Source organism: Candidatus Delongbacteria bacterium (genome assembly GCA_041675285.1).
Classification (GTDB): domain Bacteria; phylum CAIWAD01; class CAIWAD01; order CAIWAD01; family CAIWAD01; genus CAIWAD01.
Map to the genome: position 1 here is coordinate 15,867 of JBAYTZ010000017.1, position 15,638 is coordinate 31,504.

Below are 15,638 nucleotides of genomic sequence, written 5' to 3' on the forward strand. Positions count from 1 at the left end.
AAGAGGCGCTTTTTCTCAACGGCTAGAGTCAGGCCACCTCACGGTGGCCTTCCGCTAGCCGCTGCCACGCATTCCTCGTGCCACGTAGTTGGTTCCGCCTGACGGCGTCACCACCTGGTTCTGGTTCAGGCCTGAAGGCCTTCACCTCACGCGTCCCATCCACGTCCGCTTGCGCGACCCCTTCCCCCGCGAAGTGGGGGAAGGACGGGATGGGGGTGAGGCCCTGATGATCAAGCCCTCTGGCAGATTGCCGGAAGTCCCACGCCCGACCCAGGCCAAGTCCAGCAAATCGTCTGTGTCTCTGTGTCTCTGTGGTGAGGAATCAGTGGCGGGTCACCAGTCGGCGCCCTGGTCGTGACGCTCCACCAGGATCACCTTGGGGATCGCCCGCAGGCGCTTGAGGATCTGCGTCAGGTGGGTCAGATCCTTCACCTCCAGGATGTACTTCCCAATGGCCAGGTCGTCCTGCTTGCGCATGGTGAACTGGAGGATGTTGACCTCGAGCTTGGAGAGCGTCTCCGTGATGTCGCGGATCAGGTGCTTGCGGTCCCGGGCCACCAGCCGCACGCGCGTGTTGAACTGCTGGTCGCGCGGGCTGTCCCAGGCCACTTCCACCATCCGGTCGGGCTGGGCGAGCATCTGGCTGATGTTGGGACAATTGCGCCGGTGGACTTTCACGCCGCGCCCGGTGACCACGAAGCCCACGATCTCGTCGCCGGGCAGCGGCTGGCAGCAGCGGGCGAACTGGATCACCAGGTTGCCCATGCCCTGGATGCGCACGGCGTTGTCCGTGCCCCGGCTGCCCCGGCGGAAGATCCGCGTGAGCAGGCCCTCGGTGACGGGCTTCTCCTGGGGCGCGATGCGCCGGATCAGGTTGGCGATGGGCAGGTCCCCGCTGCCGATGGCCGCCAGCCCCTTCTCACGTGTGGAGTAGCCCAGGGCCTGGAGCGTAGCGTCCACCTCCGGGCTCTTGAGCGGCACGTTCGCCTTGTCCAGCTCGCGGCGCAGCACCTCCTCGCCCAGCTCCACCGACTGCGCCCACTGGCTTTCCTTCAGCCAGCGCTTGATCCGGCTGCGCGCCTTGGTGCTGCGCACGATGCGCAGCCAGTCCAGGCTGGCGCTGGGCGTCTTGGAGGTGATGATCTCCACCGTGCAGCCGCTGGAGAGAGCCTGGTCCAGCGGCACGATGCGCCCGTTCTCCTTGGCGCCGATGCAGGTCAGCCCGACGTTGGTGTGCACGGCGAAAGCGAAGTCGATGGCCGTGGAGCCGCGCGGCAACTTGTAGAGGTCGCCCTTGGGGCTGAAGACGAAGATCTCGTCCTGGTAGAGGTTGATCTTGAAGCCCTCGAGGAACTCCTTCGAGCTCTCCTCCAGGCTGTCCTCCGAAAGCACCTGCTTGATCCAGGCGAAGAACTGGTCCAGCTGCTCGTCGGCGTTGCCGCCTTCCTTGTAGATCCAGTGCGCGGCCAGTCCGTACTCGGCCACGCGGTGCATCTCCTGGGTGCGGATCTGCACCTCCAGCGTGCGGCCGCGCGGCCCCACCACCTTGGTGTGCAGGCTCTGGTAGCCGTTGGTCTTGGGCGTGGCGATGTAGTCGCTGAAGCGCTCGTGGATGGGCATGTACTGGTTGTGGACCACGCCCAGGGCGAAGTAGCAGTCCTCCACCTTCTCCACGATGATGCGAACGGCGAACAGGTCGAGGATCTCCTCGAAGGTCTTCTGGCGCTTGTGGATCTTCGTCCAGATGGAATGGAAGTGCTTGGGGCGCCCGAAAATCCGGAAGTTCTTCAGCCCGTACTCGGCCAGCCGCTGGCGCAGCGGGGCCACGGCCTCCTCGATCACAGCCTCGCGCTCCTCGCGCTTCAAGTCGATCTTCTCCACCAGTTCGCGGTAGAACTCCGGCTCGAGGATCTTCAGGCAGAGGTCCTCCAGCTCCCACTTGATGGAACCCATGCCGAAGCGGTGGGCCAGCGGGGCGTAGACCTCCAGTGTCTCACGGGCGATGCGCTCGGCCTTCTCGGGCTTGAGGCCGTCCAGGGTGCGCATGTTGTGCAGGCGGTCGGCGAACTTGACGAAGATCACGCGGATGTCCCGCGACATGCTGAGCAGCATCTTGCGGTAGTTGACGCTCTGCTGGTGCTCGAAGGAGCGGAACTTGAGGTCGCCGATCTTGGTGACGCCGTCCACCAGCATGGCCACGTGCTCGCCGAAGCGCTCCGTCAGCGTGCCCACCGTCACGCCTTTCTCGGCGCAGTCCTCCAGCGTGTCGTGCAGCAGGCCGGCGATCAGCGTGTCCGGGTCCATCTTCAGGTGGGCCAGGATGCGGGCCACCTGGAGGGGATGGTCGATGTAGGGCACGCCCGTGTTGCGCAGCTGCCCGTCGTGCAGCTCGTAGGCGTACTCGTAGGCGGCGCGCAGCCGGCCCTCGCCCGCCTCGGGCATGTACTCGTGGAAGACGGCCAGCAGGAGCTCGAATTCGCGATCGAAGTAAGCGCGGTCCAGCGGGCCGTCCACGGGGGTGGCGTCGTGTTGGGGCAAGCGTGGCATCAGGACTCGCCCCCCTCGCCGCCGCGGCGCCGGCGCGCGGGCACGTGGAACTCCACCTCGGCCCGGCCGCCCTCCGCCGCGCCCTGGCTCAGGTCGAGTTCGCTGAAGAGGCCGATGTCCTTGTTGAAATGCAGCGAGACCGCGCCGGTGGGGCCGTTGCGGTGCTTGCCGATGATCACCTCCGCCCGCCCGGCGGTGGGGTTGCCCTGGGAATCCGTCTGCTCGTACATCTCGGGCCGGTAGACGAAGAGCACCAGGTCGGCGTCCTGCTCGATGGCGCCCGAGTCGCGCAGATCGGAGAGCATGGGGCGCTTGTCGCCGCCGCGCTGCTCCACCTGGCGGCTGAGCTGGGAGAGCGCCATGATGGGCACGTTCAATTCCTTGGCCAGCGCCTTGAGTGATTTGGAGATCTGCGCGATGCCCAGCTGATGGCTCTCCGCCCGGGGGGGCAGGTTCATCAACTGGAGGTAGTCGACCACGATGAACTTGACGCCGTGCAGGCTGACGGCGCGCCGGGCCTTGGAGCGCAGTTCGGCCACGCCGATGCCGGGCGTTTCATCGATGAAGATGGGCATGTCCCCCAGCTCCTGCACGGCCCGGCCGATGCGCTTGTGGGTGTCTGCCGACGTTCCCCAGCGCTTGGTGCGAATGGTGCGGCTGTCAACGCCCGCCACGGTTGACAGCAAGCGATACGCCAGCTGCTCGGAACTCATTTCCAGGCTGAACATCAGGACCGGCGTGCCGACGCGGGCGGCCTTGAGCAGGAAGTTCAGCGCCAGGGCCGTCTTGCCCATGGAGGGCCGCGCCGCCAGGATGATCATGTCCGTGCGCTGCCAGCCGCTGGTGATGTGGTTGAGCACGTGATAGCCCGTGTCCACACCCAGCAGGCCTTGGCCCTCATCCATTTTTTCGAGCAATTCGATGGTACGACCCATCAGCTGGCGCATGCCGACGAAATCCTGGGACGCGATGCCCTGGTGCAGCTGGAAGAAGTCGCTCTCGGCCATGTTGAGCAGGTCGGTGGGGTCGGAACCCGGCGAGCAGGCCTCCTGCATCAGCCGGTCGGTAGTGCGGATGATCTGCCGCAGGAGGGCCTTCTCGCGCACGATGCCGGCGTGATACTCGGCGTTGGCCGCCGATTCCACCACCAGCGCCAGTTGCTGCAGATAGTCCAGCCCGCCCGCCTCGGCCAGGCAGTCGCCCTTGGACTTGCCGCGCTGGCTCATGCGGTTCAGCTCGCGCTCCACGGACAGGATGTCGCAGGGCGAGCCCGTGTCCGCCAGGCCGAGCATGGCCTCGTAGATCAGCCGGTGGGCGAGTTGGTGGAAGTCGTCCGGGCCGCGCAGCACCTGCACCACGCGGTCCAGCGCCGCCGGTCCGATGAGGATGGCGGAGAGGACGGATTTTTCGGCTTCTTCGCTGTGGGGCAGGACGCCCGGAACGCGCTCCATCGGGATCTCCTTGTGGTCCGCCGCCTTCCGGGAACTCCATCGGCCGCCGGGTCGCCAAGATAGCGCCTGCCTCGCGTTCGGTGCGCGGCCCGCGCGGTTCGTTCGGCTCGAGGGACGGATTCAACACAGAGGCACGGAGACACAGAGGATTGAAGGGGCATTTTGGTGGATTCTTGAATACCTTGCGCTCCCACTCTTAGCACGGAGCGCGTCATGCAGGTTGAACCTGAGTCTTCGTCGTCCACCCCGGCAGAGCCGGAATTCTTCGAGTCCCCCGCCAATCTGTCCAGCACCACGTCCGAACTCCCGCCACCACCCGGTCGCGGCCTGCTGTTTCTGCTGGGCAGCTGGCTGCTGGCCGTTGCACTGGTCATGCTCTCTATTGGAGCGCTGTTCTTCGTGGCGCCTCTCCCGCCGACTCCCGACTCCCAGGCCATGCCCTCCAGGGGTCTCGCGGTCCTGGCCTTCTTCCTGATGGCGGCGCCCCTGCTGATCCTGGGCGGGGGTCTGTTTTTCGCCCGGCGCTGGGCGCGCAATCTGGCCGAGGCTCATGCCTGGATGCTGCTGGTCATCGGCGTGTCGACCAGTAGCACGCTCCTTCTTCTGGCGCCTCCCAACCTCGACGCAGGCATACTCCGCATCAGCGCTGCCATGACCGGCGTCCTATTGCTGGTCCTGCCCGCCCTGTTTCTCCTGGCCATCCGGCGTCCCAGACTGAAGGCCACCGTGGAAATGCTGGATCCCCACCCCTCGTGGACCGACATGCCCATGACCGTGCTGTTGGTGGGCCTGCCGTTGGTCCTCAGTGCCAGCGGGGTGCTCTTCATCTTCAGCCAACACCCGCTGCTGCTCAAGGGCGCGGCCTCCTTCCGTTTGCTGGGAATCTGGGAAGGCGTCGGACTCTGGCGCGTCTATCAATGCCTGACCGGGGTTCTGGGCCTGATCCTGGGCCTGGGTTTGCTCCGCCGCCGGCGCGCCGCCTGGCTGGGGGCCATCGTCTACATGCTCTTCACATTGGTGGCAAGCCCCTTCCAATTCCACCTGCCGACTATCACCGACGGCCCGGATGGCGCTCTTGCCCTACCCGGTGAATCCTTCAATTGGCTGGCCGCAATCCGGCCCGGCTTGGCTTTGATCCTGCTCGGTTGGAGTCGTGCCTGGTTTCGGAACGATGCTCCCCAAGAATAGACAAGGCCCGGCGCTGGGGCCGGGCCTTGCGGGGAGGAGGATCCGTCGTCCCGGGGGGGATGACCAGACTATTTGAGCAGCAGGAGTTTCTGGCTTTGGACGCCGCCGGCGCTCTGCAGGACGGCGATGTAGACCCCGCTGGGCAGGCCGCCGGCCTGGAACTGGATGCTGCGCGTGCCGGCCGCCAGCATGCCGTCGAACAGGGTCGCCACTTCGCGGCCGCCCATGTCGTAGACCTTCAGGCTGGCCGGACCGGTCTCGGCCAGGGTGACGCTCAGGTTGGTCACGGGGTTGAAGGGGTTGGGCTGGGCCGGCGCCAGGGCGAAGGCCTCCGTCCGGCCGTCGTGGCCGACGACGATGGGCGCGCACTCCAGGGCCAGGGCCGTGTCATAGGACTCGCAGAGCACGGGCAGCTCGGAGACCAGCAGCTGGGCCACCAGGAACTGGGCGGTGGTGGAGCCGCAGTTGGTGGGCAGCAGGATCAGGCCCACCACGCCGTCGCAGGACGGCTCGTAGCCCACCGCGGGATCATCCAGCCCCACGGTCATGGCGGCCGTGGCCAGGATCTGGTTGACGCGGTCCGGGCTGTAGGCACCCAGGCTGTTGGGCGCGCTGCTGTCGTCGATCAGGCTCCAGATGGCCAGCTGCACGTCGCCGTAGGTGTAGGTGCCGTGCACGCCGGAGGACTGGCCCACGAAGCCCTGGTTGAGGATCCAGTTGATCACGTCCAGGTTCTCCCAGCGCGTGTCGTCCAGGCCGTCGGGATAGTTGTAGGACGAGATCATGTCGGTGCAGTACCAGGTGTTCTGGTTGATGGTGTGGTCCGTGTCGATGCACCAGCTGGGAATGTCCAGTTCCGCCGTGCCGTTGCCGTCCAGGTCGATCTCGGTGGAGGGAAAGTAGGCCGGGCCGCCGGCGACGGGGAAGTGCACGCGGATTTTCGTGCTGCCCAGCTCGTTGACCGCGGCCAGGCCGGCCTCGAAGCTGTCGTGATCGAAACCCGTGACGTGCTTGCCCGTGGAGGCCGGAATCTCCGCGTACCCCAGGCTGGCCTCGATGCTGGACAGGGCGGCTTCCGTCAATTGGGCGCTGGCCTCGTAGCCGATGACCGGGGACTGGGGATCGCCCGCGCTCTGGTGGACCCACGCGAACTGGCGCGGAGACGTGTTGCCCGCGCCGGCGCCGTCCACCAGCAGGTCGTCCGCCCAACCCTGGCCGAAGACCTTGAACCAGGCCTGGGCCGCGTCCGCCACGGGCAGCCGGTCGTCGCCCGACTCGTCCAGCACCAGGATGGACAGCAACTGGGCGTCGCAGTCGTAGCGCAGGAAGCTGTGCGCCAGCACGGCGTAGCCGGGCCAGTTGCTATCGGGAACGCCTGCCAGATAGAGCGGGGCGAACAAGTCCTCGACCTGATTCCAGTCGGCGGGGTCGCCGTCCACGCTCACGGCGGCGCCGTAGTTCGGCTCCTGGGCCTGGGCGGCGTTCGGGGCGAGAGTGACCAGAACCAACGCGGCAACACCAACGAATTTCATGCGGAACATAGCGTTCTCCAGCTTTGATTTATGATTTTCCGGTCTTGTCAGGGCATTTCGTTTTGTCCTGTTCGGCAACTCGCGTGCCAGCTTTGGTCGTGCTCCATTCTTGGATGGGTATTCCCTGTGATCTTGTTGCCATTCATATAGTTCCACTTCCAGTCCTCTACCGCTTGCCGGACCCTCGATGGAGCGCCCGCTGGGGGAATCCAACCAGCCCCTGGTGGATCTGCCCCAGCCTGCGGGAGCCGCCGCGCCTCCCCGGGCCCAGCCGGGCGCACAAGAAAATCCCCCGCCGGCCGAGCCGACGGGGGATGGATGGGGTGCATGACTCCGTCTTGGGGGACGGACTCGTCCAGGCTATTTGATCAGCAAGAGCTTCTGGCTGGCCAATCCGCCGGCGCTCTCGAGCACGGCCACGTAGACGCCGCTGGGCAGGTTCTCCGCCCGGAAGCGCACGCGCTGCTCGCCGGCCGCCATCAGGCCGTCGAACAGGGTGGCGACCTCACGCCCGGCCACGTCGAAGACGCGCAGGCTGGCCGGTCCCGTCTCGGGCAGCACGACGGTGAGCACCGTCTCAGGGTTGAAGGGGTTGGGCTGGGCCGGCGCCAGGGAGAAGGCGTTCGGCTGGTCCACCTCGCCCACCGTGATGCCGTCGCAGAGGATCAGCAGGGGCAGGTCGTAGGAGGTGCAGATGTTCGGGTACTCGGAGACCAGCATCTGGCCCACCAGGAACTGGCCAAAGGAGCTGCCGCAATCCGTGGGCACCAGGATCAGGCCCACCACGCCGTCGCAGGGCGGCTCGTAGGTGACCGCGACGTCGTCCAGGCCCACGGCCACGGCGGCCAGGGCCAGGATCTGGTCGACGCGGTTGGCGTCGTAGGATCCCAGGTGGTTGGGCGCGCTGGCGTTGTCGATGACGCTCCAGATGGCCAGCTGCACGTCGCCGTAGGTGTAGGTGCCGAAGCCGCCGGAGGACTGGCCCACGAAAGCCTGGTTGAGGATCCAGTTGACCACGTCCAGGTTCTCCCAACGCGTGTCGTCCAGGCCGTTGGGATAATTGTAGGACGAGACCAGCTCGGTGCAGTACCAGGTGTTCTGGTTGATGGTGTGGTCCGTGTCGATGCACCAGCTGGGGATGTTGAGCTCCGCCGTGCCGTCGCCGTCCAGATCGATCTCCGTGCTGGGGAAATAGGCCGGGCCGCCGTTGAAGGGGTACTGCACGCGGATCCGCGTGCTGCCGGTCTGGTTCAGGGCTTCCAGTTCGGCGTTGAAGGTGCCGCCGTCGAAGCCGGAGACGTGCTTGCCCGTGGAGGCCAGCGCGCCGTCGTACCCCAGCTGCGCCTCGATGCTGGCGTAGGCGTTGGCCGGCAGTTCGGCATACGCCTCGTAGCCGATGACCGGAGAGAGGGGATCGCCCGTGGTCTGGTGGACCCAGGCGAAGCCGCGGGGCGAGGTGTTGCCGGCGCCGGTGCCATCGATCAGCAAATCGTCGCCCCAGCCCTGGCCGTAGACCTTGACCCAGGCGCGGGCCGCGTCCGCCACGGGCAGGGCGGCGTCGGCCGCCTCGTCCAGCACCAGGATGGAGAGCCGGTCCTGGTTGCAATCATAGCGCAGGTAGCAGCGCGCGAGCACGGCGTAGCCGGGCCAGGCGGGGTCCACCACGCCGCTATTGCTGAGCTCGGAAAAGAAATCCGCGCCCAAGTTCCAATCGGCGGGGTCGCCGTCCACGGTGATGCCGCCGCCATAGGTCGGTTCCTGGGCGGAGGTGGGAGAGGTCTGCACCGCCAGCATCCAGAGCATGGGCAGGCTGATGCGCACGAGAAGTCGCTGCAAGGACATGGGGGTATCCTTCTTTCGATTTGGATGAATGGTTTCTTCAGGTTTCAGGGCGCAGACGGCTTCGCAAACCCAGTGCCAAGGTTGACTCAAACCCGTAAGTCGTTGATTTTCTTAGGGACTCATAACTCTCCCCAGTCAGCTTTGTCGAAACAGTACAAGACAACTGTTCGAAATCGGGCTGTGCAGAATAAAAGAGGCGGGCCAAGCCCGCCTCTTTTGCAACCGGATAGGGTGGCGCTTACTTGAGCAGCAGCAGCTTCTGGCTTTGCAGGCCCGCCGCGCTCTGCAGGACGGCGACGTAGACGCCGCTGGGCAGGGCCCCGGCCTGGAACGGGACGCTGCGCGTGCCGGCGGCCAGGATCCCATCGAAGAGGCTCGCCACTTCATGGCCCGCCAGATCGTAGACCTTCAGGCTGGCCAGTCCCGTCTGCGCCAGCTCCACCGTCAGGGTGGTGGCCGGGTTGAAGGGATTGGGCTGGGCCGGGCTCAGGCGGAAGGCCGCGGGCTGCGCGTCCGCGTCCACGGTGGGCGCGCAGCGGAGGCCCAGGGAGATGGCGTTGCCCTGGCTGTACTTGCCCGTGGAAGAGGTGGCGCCGGCCACGTTCAAATGGGCCTCGAAGTCGGCGTAGTCGCCCTCGTCCAGCTGGGCCACGGCCTCGTAGCCGATGACCAGGGAATTGGGATCGCTGGGCATGGTGCGAACCCACTCGAAGTCGCGCGGCAAGGTGCCGCCGTCGCCGTTGCCGTCGATCAGCAGGTTGCCCGCCAGCCCGATGCCGTAGAGCTTGAGCCAGGCCTCGGAGGCGGAGACGTCCACCAGTTCGCCGTCGTTCTCCACGTCCAGCACCAGCGCGTAGAGCAGCTTGGCGTCGCAGTCATAGCGCAGGTAGAGGGTCGAGAGCACGGCGTAGCCGCCCCAGTTCATGTCGTAGCGGCCGGCGTTGTACATCTCGGAGAAGAAGTCCGTGGCCAGGTTCCACTCGCCGGGCTGACCGTCCACCACGATGCCGCTGCCGTAGGCCGGCTCCAGCGCGTGGGCCGGGGTGGTCAACGGCGCCAGCAGACAAAGCAGCGGCAGGCTGACCTGGAGGATGCGTCGATTGAAGGACATGGAGTCCCCACTTTCTGGTCTGATGTTGAATAGTGCAGTTTTCAGGGCGCGACTCAAACTGCAAACCCGATGCCATTTCTTCACGACCTCGCAAGTCATTGATTTTCTTAGGCCTGCATAAGTTTTCGACGCCCCAGCTTTGTCTTCCACTGTCCGGACTGTGCGGAATCCGGCAGCCCAGGCATGCGAAAGGCGGGCCGCAGCCCGCCTTTCAAGCTCCGGATGTATGTCGAACTATTTAAGCAGCAGCAGCTTCTGAGACGTGACCCCCTGTTCGCTGGTCAGCACGGCGAAATAGACGCCGCTGGGCAGGCCGTCGGCGCGGAAGAGCACGCTCTGCGGACCCGCCGCCCGCAGGCCGTCGAACAAACTCGCCACCTGGCGGCCGGCCATGTCGTAGACGCGCAGGCTGGCCGGACCGGTCCGCTCCAGGGTGACCGTCAAGCTGGTGGCCGGGTTGAAGGGGTTGGGATGGGCCGGGCTCAGGCTCAGGTCGACGGGCTGCTCCACCGCGCCCACCGTGGGGGGCTCGGCCTCGCAGTTCAGCACCAGCGGGATGGCGTTGCCCTGGGCGTGCTTGCCCGTGGAGGAGGTGGCGCCACCGATCTTCAGGTGGGCCTCGAAGCTGGCGTAGCTGGCTTCGTCCAGTTGGGCCACGGCCTCGTAGCCGATGACCAGGGAATTGGGATCACTGGGCATGGTGCGCACCCAGCGGAAGGCCCGCGGCGTGGTGCCGCCGTCGCCGTTGCCGTCGATGAGCTTGCTGCCCGGCAGGCCGACGTTGTAGAGCTTGAGCCAGGCGTCGCCCGCCGAGACGTTGACCAGTTCGCCGTCGTTCTCCACGTCCAGCACCAGCGCGTAGAGCAGCTGGGCGTCGCAGTCGTAGCGCAGGTAGAGCGTGGAGAGGATGGCGTAGCCCGGCCAGGAGGGCGTGTTGCGGCCGCCGTTGTACATGTGGGAGAAGAAATCGTCGTCCAGGTCCCACTCGCCTGGGTTGCCGTCCACCACGATGCCCGAGCCGTAGGCCGGCTCCTGGGCGGCGGCCGGCGTCGGCGCCAGGGCTAGCAGGCTGAGCAGGGACAGGCAAAGCAGAAGTGCCGTTCGATTCATGGACATGGTGATCTCCTCTATGGCGTGGTTGTTGTCTTCACGCCCTGCGCCCAAGCCAATCCCGTGCCCAGACGGAACACGAGTGATCCTGTTGTCCATGAATGGTTTTAGTGATGTTCGCGGCTGGGCGGCGGGCCGGGAGCGGAACCACCTTGGCGCAAATCAACCGGAACGGGGCGGATGAGCCGCGTCAGCGCAGCAAGAGGAGCTTGCGGGTGGCGGTGCCGTGGGGACTCTGCGCCACGGCCAGGTAGAGGCCGCTGGCCCAGCTGGCGGCCTGGACGGACACCCGGTGGACGCCCGCGGGCAACGGGCCGTCCAGCAGCAGCGCCACACGCCGGCCGGCCAGGTCGTGGATGGTCAGGCGGACGGGGGCGGGTTGGTCCAGGTGCAGGACCAGCTGGGTGGCCGGGTTGAAGGGATTGGGATGCGGGGCGTCCAGCCAGAGTCCGCGGGGCCGCAGCGCCGCGGGTGCGGGCAGGTCCAGCCCGTCACAATCCAGGGCCAGGGCGCCGGCCGTCCCGCAGTCCGTGCTCCAGGCCGGCGAGCCGGGTTGGAGACGCAAGTCGCCGGCGGCGAGGTCGCAGAAGAGCGGATCGGCCGTGAGGTTGCCGCCCAGATCCGTGCCGCACCACTCGTCCCCGCCGGCGTTGCCGAACACGAGGTTGCAGCGCAGCGCGGGCGCGGCGCCGTTGCAGAACAGGGCTTCCCCGGCCGTGGAAAAGGCCAGGATGCAGGCTTCCAGCTCGGGCTGGCAGTCGTGGAGGTAGAGGGCGCCCCCCACGCTGGCGGAGTTGCCCGCCAGACTGTTGCGCAGCAGCTGCACGGCGCTTGCTCCCGTGCCCCGGCACGAAAGGGCCCCGCCCAGCCGGGCCGAATTGCCCCAGAGCTGATTGCCCTGCAGCGTGGCCGCGCAGTTCTCCAGCGCCAGGCCGCCGCCGTAGCCCGCGCCATGGCAGCTGTTGTCCAGCAGCTGGTTGTCCAGGAAGAGCGGCGCGCCGCCCTGGACGTAGACGCCGCCGCCCATCTCCGCCTGGTTGCCCGCGATGCGGTTGTTCTCCAGCCGGGCGCCGCTCTGCAGCAGGCAGACCGCCCCGCCCAGCAGGGCGTCGTTGTCCCGCAGGATGTTGCCCCGGATCAGCGGCGCGGAGTTCTCGACCCGCAGCGCGCCGCCGCAGAGGCCCGCCTCGCCCGTGGCCTCCCCGCCGCTCAGGGTAAAGCCCTCCAACATGGAGCCGGGACCTTCGCCATTCACGAAGCGCACGATGGAGCCCGCCCCCGGAGCCGTCAGAAATGTGGCCTCCGCTCCGGCCACGCTGGCCAGGCGCACGGCGCGCCCCAGGAAATCCACCGGGCCGGCGTGCGCGCCGGCGGCCACCAGAATGGTGTCGCCATCCTGGGACGACTGCATGGCTTCCTGGATGGTGGGCCAGTCCGCCGGGACCTGGCGGACCAGGGCCAGGGCGGCGCTGAGCGGACAGACCGCCAGCAGGCCGGCCAGTCGCCAAGGGGTGGGAGCTTCCAGCGCCATGCGCACTCCAGCTGGGTTTGGGGCGGGGCGGCCCAACGTATCAATCCCCGGGCATGTGAGCGGGCTCACAGCCGGGATGTGACGAGGCTGTTCTCACTGTTCAAGATCCGACCCAATCGACTGCGGCACCGCTCTGCTCTGGTGTCAGACTAACAGATTGATGATAAATCACTTTCTCTTGACTTTGCCTGAAATTCCGCAACTCGGGCCCTCTCACTGGCCCGATTCTAGACACTTGGCCCTGGTTCAATTGCTGAAGCATAGACGGAATTCCGATCTAAGCTCGTGTTAATACTGGCACAGGGTGGAGTGCCGCGCTACTGGCATGAAGCTTGCCGCCAAGGCCACACCCATGGTGTCCTCGCCACCATGGGCGGATGCCCCGCCTTCCAGCCCCCCTGGCTTGTGGGTGTCCGTGATCCGGTTCGGCGAGCGATGCTCCCCCTTGCGGCAGTTGACTCACATCTATACTGATTTTACGGGGTTCGACATGAGTGTTCTCCAGAGGGCTTCTCTGTGCCTGTTGGTCCTGCTAGTGGCCGCTTCCGGCGCCCGGGCCCAAGCGCTGGTGCGGCTGGTCATGCCCGAGTGCGCCGAACCCTACACCACGCTTTGGCTCGAGGTTCGGGTGGAACTGCAGCCCGGGCAGACCTTGAAATCCTACGACATCCGCATCCCCTTCGACCCCACCCAGGTCACGCTGGTGGAAGCCCAGGTCCAGCAGGGAAGCTGGTTCCAATCCGGTGGGCCGACCTTCTTCTGGCGGGACATCATCGACAACCAGCTGATCGTCAACGCCGCCATCCTGGGCCCCGGACTGCACGTCACGGGCAGCGGGATGGTGTTCCGCGTGCAGGTCCAGCTGGCGCAGCCCGCCGTGGTGGACCTCCAGGCCGCCACCCACCTGCTCTTCGACGTGAACGCCGTCGTCCTGCCCTCCCTGGAACTGCCCGCCGCGCTGCAGGCCCCCTGCACAGACCTGGGGCTGCAGATCAGCCACGATCTGGAGAATTCGCGTGCGGTGCTGGACTGGAACTCCCAGGGCTGGACGGCGGACTACCGCATCTACGGCCGCCCCAACTGGGGCGCTGCCTGGGAGCTGCTGGACAGCACCACGACCACCGGGTGGAGTGAGCCGCTGACGGTTCCAGAGCGCCTGTACCAGGTGCGCGCGCGCTTCACGGACGGACGCTGAGCGCTGATTCCACAACCGAAAGGGACCCTCGCATGACCACACGGCACGGTTGTGACACGCAGTTCCGAACCGCCCTGCTGGCGGTTTTCCTGTTGGCCGGCGGAGCCCGGGCCGAGCACACACTGGTCCTGGGACCGGACACCACCCTGGGTCTCTGGTCGGTCTGGGAGACCGGCGTGAACGAGTACTTGCTGACGGTGAGCCTGCAGCCCGACGGCGGGCCCGGCACGCCCCTGCGCCTCTACAACGTGGAGTTCAGCTGGGACGCCGGCCGCCTGCAGCCCGTGGGCGGACCCGGCGCCGGGGACCTGTTCGCCGGCCAGCCGGACAGCTGGTTCGGCCACTTCGACGTGGGCGCCACTCGCACGGTGACCCAGACCCTGCTGGGCGAGACCGCCGGCGTGACCCCGACGGGGAGCGTGCTGCTGTTCAGCCAGCTCTTCCACGCCATCGATCCGGCTGGCGGCAGCGGGCTGATTCAGCTGGACGGGGCGACCCTGCGCGGCCCGAACAACGAGATGGTGCCCGTGCTGGCCACGGACGAAGTCAACCTGAGCCTGGACGTGCAGGCGCCCCAGGGCTACACCTTCGACATCCAGGCCCTGAACCCCGCCGGCAACCAGGCCTGGAGCGCCCAGCCCCTGGTGGCCAGCGCCCTGGTTCCGGGGGACGGCAGTCTGGCCGGCTGGATCCTGAGCGAGTCCGCCACCCTGCCGGCCAACCCCAGCCCGGCTTGGACGGCGCCGCCGGCACCTACCAGCTGGACGCTCTCCGCCGGGGACGGACTCAAGACCGTGCGGGCCTTCCTGCGGGACAGCTACGGCAACCGCACGACCCTCAGCGACGCCATCAGCCTGGACACCCAGGCGCCGCTGTATCACGTGACCCAGTTGCAGGCCCGCCCGCGCCACCAGGGTTGCCTTGTGACCTGGAACAACCCCGTGGCGCCGGACTTCCACGCCGTCCGCCTCTATCGGCGCGGCTGGTCCGACGACGGGCTCTCGCGCTATCCCGAGTACGACGACATCGACCCCATGTCCACCTATCCCGAAACGGAGGCCGCGGCCCTGGCGGCGGGCTTCGTCCTGGTCTACCAGGGCGACGGCCAGTCCTGGCTGGATCCCGTGACCCCGCGCGACGTCCAGCGCTATGTGGCCTTCTGCGTGGATCTGGCGGGCAACGTGGGTCCCGGCGACGCCACGGCCCGGGATCGCAGCACCAACTATCTGCTGGGGGACACGCGCACGCCCTGGGACGGCACCGTGCACGTCCAGGACCTGGTGCGCCTGGCCGGCGCCTACAGCACGCTGGCGGGCGATCCGGCCTACGACCCCCAGCTCGACTTCGGCCCCACGGACGACAACAGCCGCGAGGGCATCCCGCTCACGGACAACCGCGTGGGCTTCGAGGACCTGATGATCTTCGCCATGAACTACGGGCCCTTCGGACCGGCCCTGGGCTGCCGGCGCGGCGATCCAGGCGCCGCCCGAACCGACTCGCCGACCCGCCTGCTGCTGGAACCCCGGGAGGGCGGCCTGGCCCTGCGGCTGGAGCCTGCCGGCGAGTGGCTGGGCCTGCACCTGGTGCTGTGCTGGGAGGGCGGGTCCGTGCTGGTGCCGAGGGACGTGGCCGGCGAGGCCGTGATCCGGCAGTCCACACCGGGACGCCTGCTGCTGGACCGCGTCCTGCTGCCCGGCGAAGACGGCGCGGCCCGGCTGGCGACGCTGGACTTCTCCGCCGGCATCCCCGCCGGACTACGGGTGGCCGAGTTCGAACTGCGGGACGGCGCCAATCAGCCCCTGGCCATCCAGAACGACGCGGGTCCGGAGCGGCCGGCGGCCCTGGTCTTCCAGGGGGCCTGCCCCAATCCATTCAATCCCGAGACCCTGCTGCGCTTCACCCTGCCGGAGACGGCGGAGGTGAGCGTCACCGTCTACAACACGCTGGGGCAGACCGTCCGGCGGCTGGAGGCGGGGCGGCTGGAGCCCGGCGCGCACGCCCTGCGCCTGTCCGGCGACGGGCTGGCCAGCGGAGTCTATCTGCTGGAGTTGCAGGCAGGCGCCGCGACGCGCCTGGAGCGGGCGCTGCTGGTGCGCTGAGCGCGCCTGAGACGTGACACAACGAGACACAG

10 protein-coding genes are annotated in these 15,638 nt (G+C 67.4%); 3 read left to right on the top strand and 7 right to left on the bottom strand.

Annotation, left to right across the window (positions count from 1 at the left end; genetic code table 11):
* Positions 1-333 precede the first annotated feature (333 nt).
* Together WC326_13975 and dnaB are read right to left on the bottom strand one after the other, a co-directional pair.
* Entirely contained in the window at positions 334-2,547 is a 2,214-nt protein-coding gene (locus WC326_13975; protein MFA7332172.1) for a bifunctional (p)ppGpp synthetase/guanosine-3',5'-bis(diphosphate) 3'-pyrophosphohydrolase, read from the bottom strand.
* On the bottom strand, positions 2,547-3,998 hold the full coding sequence (gene dnaB, locus WC326_13980) for a replicative DNA helicase (GenBank protein ID MFA7332173.1): 1,452 nt from the start codon (positions 3,996-3,998) through the stop codon (positions 2,547-2,549). Before dnaB ends, WC326_13975 begins: the two co-directional genes overlap by 1 nt.
* 213 nt (positions 3,999-4,211) lie before the next feature.
* On the opposite strand from dnaB, the gene WC326_13985 reads away from it, so the two are divergent.
* Positions 4,212-5,186 carry a hypothetical protein gene (locus WC326_13985; GenBank protein MFA7332174.1) on the top strand — a complete coding sequence of 325 codons (975 nt, stop codon included), beginning with the start codon at positions 4,212-4,214 and terminating at the stop codon, positions 5,184-5,186.
* Between the two features lie 68 nt (positions 5,187-5,254).
* Here the strand turns inward: WC326_13985 and WC326_13990 are convergent, their stop codons facing one another.
* From WC326_13990 to WC326_14010, 5 genes are all read right to left on the bottom strand, one after another.
* Positions 5,255-6,727 (bottom strand): T9SS type A sorting domain-containing protein, encoded by a 1,473-nt coding sequence (locus tag WC326_13990; GenBank protein MFA7332175.1) that lies wholly within the window; start codon positions 6,725-6,727, stop codon positions 5,255-5,257.
* A gap of 351 nt (positions 6,728-7,078) precedes the next feature.
* Positions 7,079-8,560 (bottom strand): T9SS type A sorting domain-containing protein, encoded by a 1,482-nt coding sequence (locus WC326_13995; protein ID MFA7332176.1) that lies wholly within the window; start codon positions 8,558-8,560, stop codon positions 7,079-7,081.
* 238 nt (positions 8,561-8,798) lie between these two features.
* Positions 8,799-9,671, bottom strand: coding sequence for a T9SS type A sorting domain-containing protein (locus WC326_14000; protein ID MFA7332177.1), 873 nt, complete (start codon positions 9,669-9,671; stop codon positions 8,799-8,801).
* A 234-nt stretch (positions 9,672-9,905) separates the two neighbouring features.
* Positions 9,906-10,787: a T9SS type A sorting domain-containing protein gene (locus WC326_14005; protein ID MFA7332178.1), complete on the bottom strand. Its 882-nt coding sequence runs from the start codon at positions 10,785-10,787 to the stop codon at positions 9,906-9,908.
* 184 nt (positions 10,788-10,971) lie between these two features.
* On the bottom strand, positions 10,972-12,312 hold the full coding sequence (locus tag WC326_14010) for a right-handed parallel beta-helix repeat-containing protein (protein MFA7332179.1): 1,341 nt from the start codon (positions 12,310-12,312) through the stop codon (positions 10,972-10,974).
* Positions 12,313-12,802: 490 nt separating this feature from the next.
* Between WC326_14010 and WC326_14015 the strand changes: the two genes are divergently transcribed.
* Both WC326_14015 and WC326_14020 read left to right on the top strand, forming a co-directional pair.
* Positions 12,803-13,507 carry a hypothetical protein gene (locus WC326_14015; protein ID MFA7332180.1) on the top strand — a complete coding sequence of 235 codons (705 nt, stop codon included), beginning with the start codon at positions 12,803-12,805 and terminating at the stop codon, positions 13,505-13,507.
* A 32-nt stretch (positions 13,508-13,539) separates the two neighbouring features.
* On the top strand, positions 13,540-15,606 hold the full coding sequence (locus WC326_14020; GenBank protein ID MFA7332181.1) for a T9SS type A sorting domain-containing protein: 2,067 nt from the start codon (positions 13,540-13,542) through the stop codon (positions 15,604-15,606).
* Positions 15,607-15,638 lie beyond the last annotated feature (32 nt).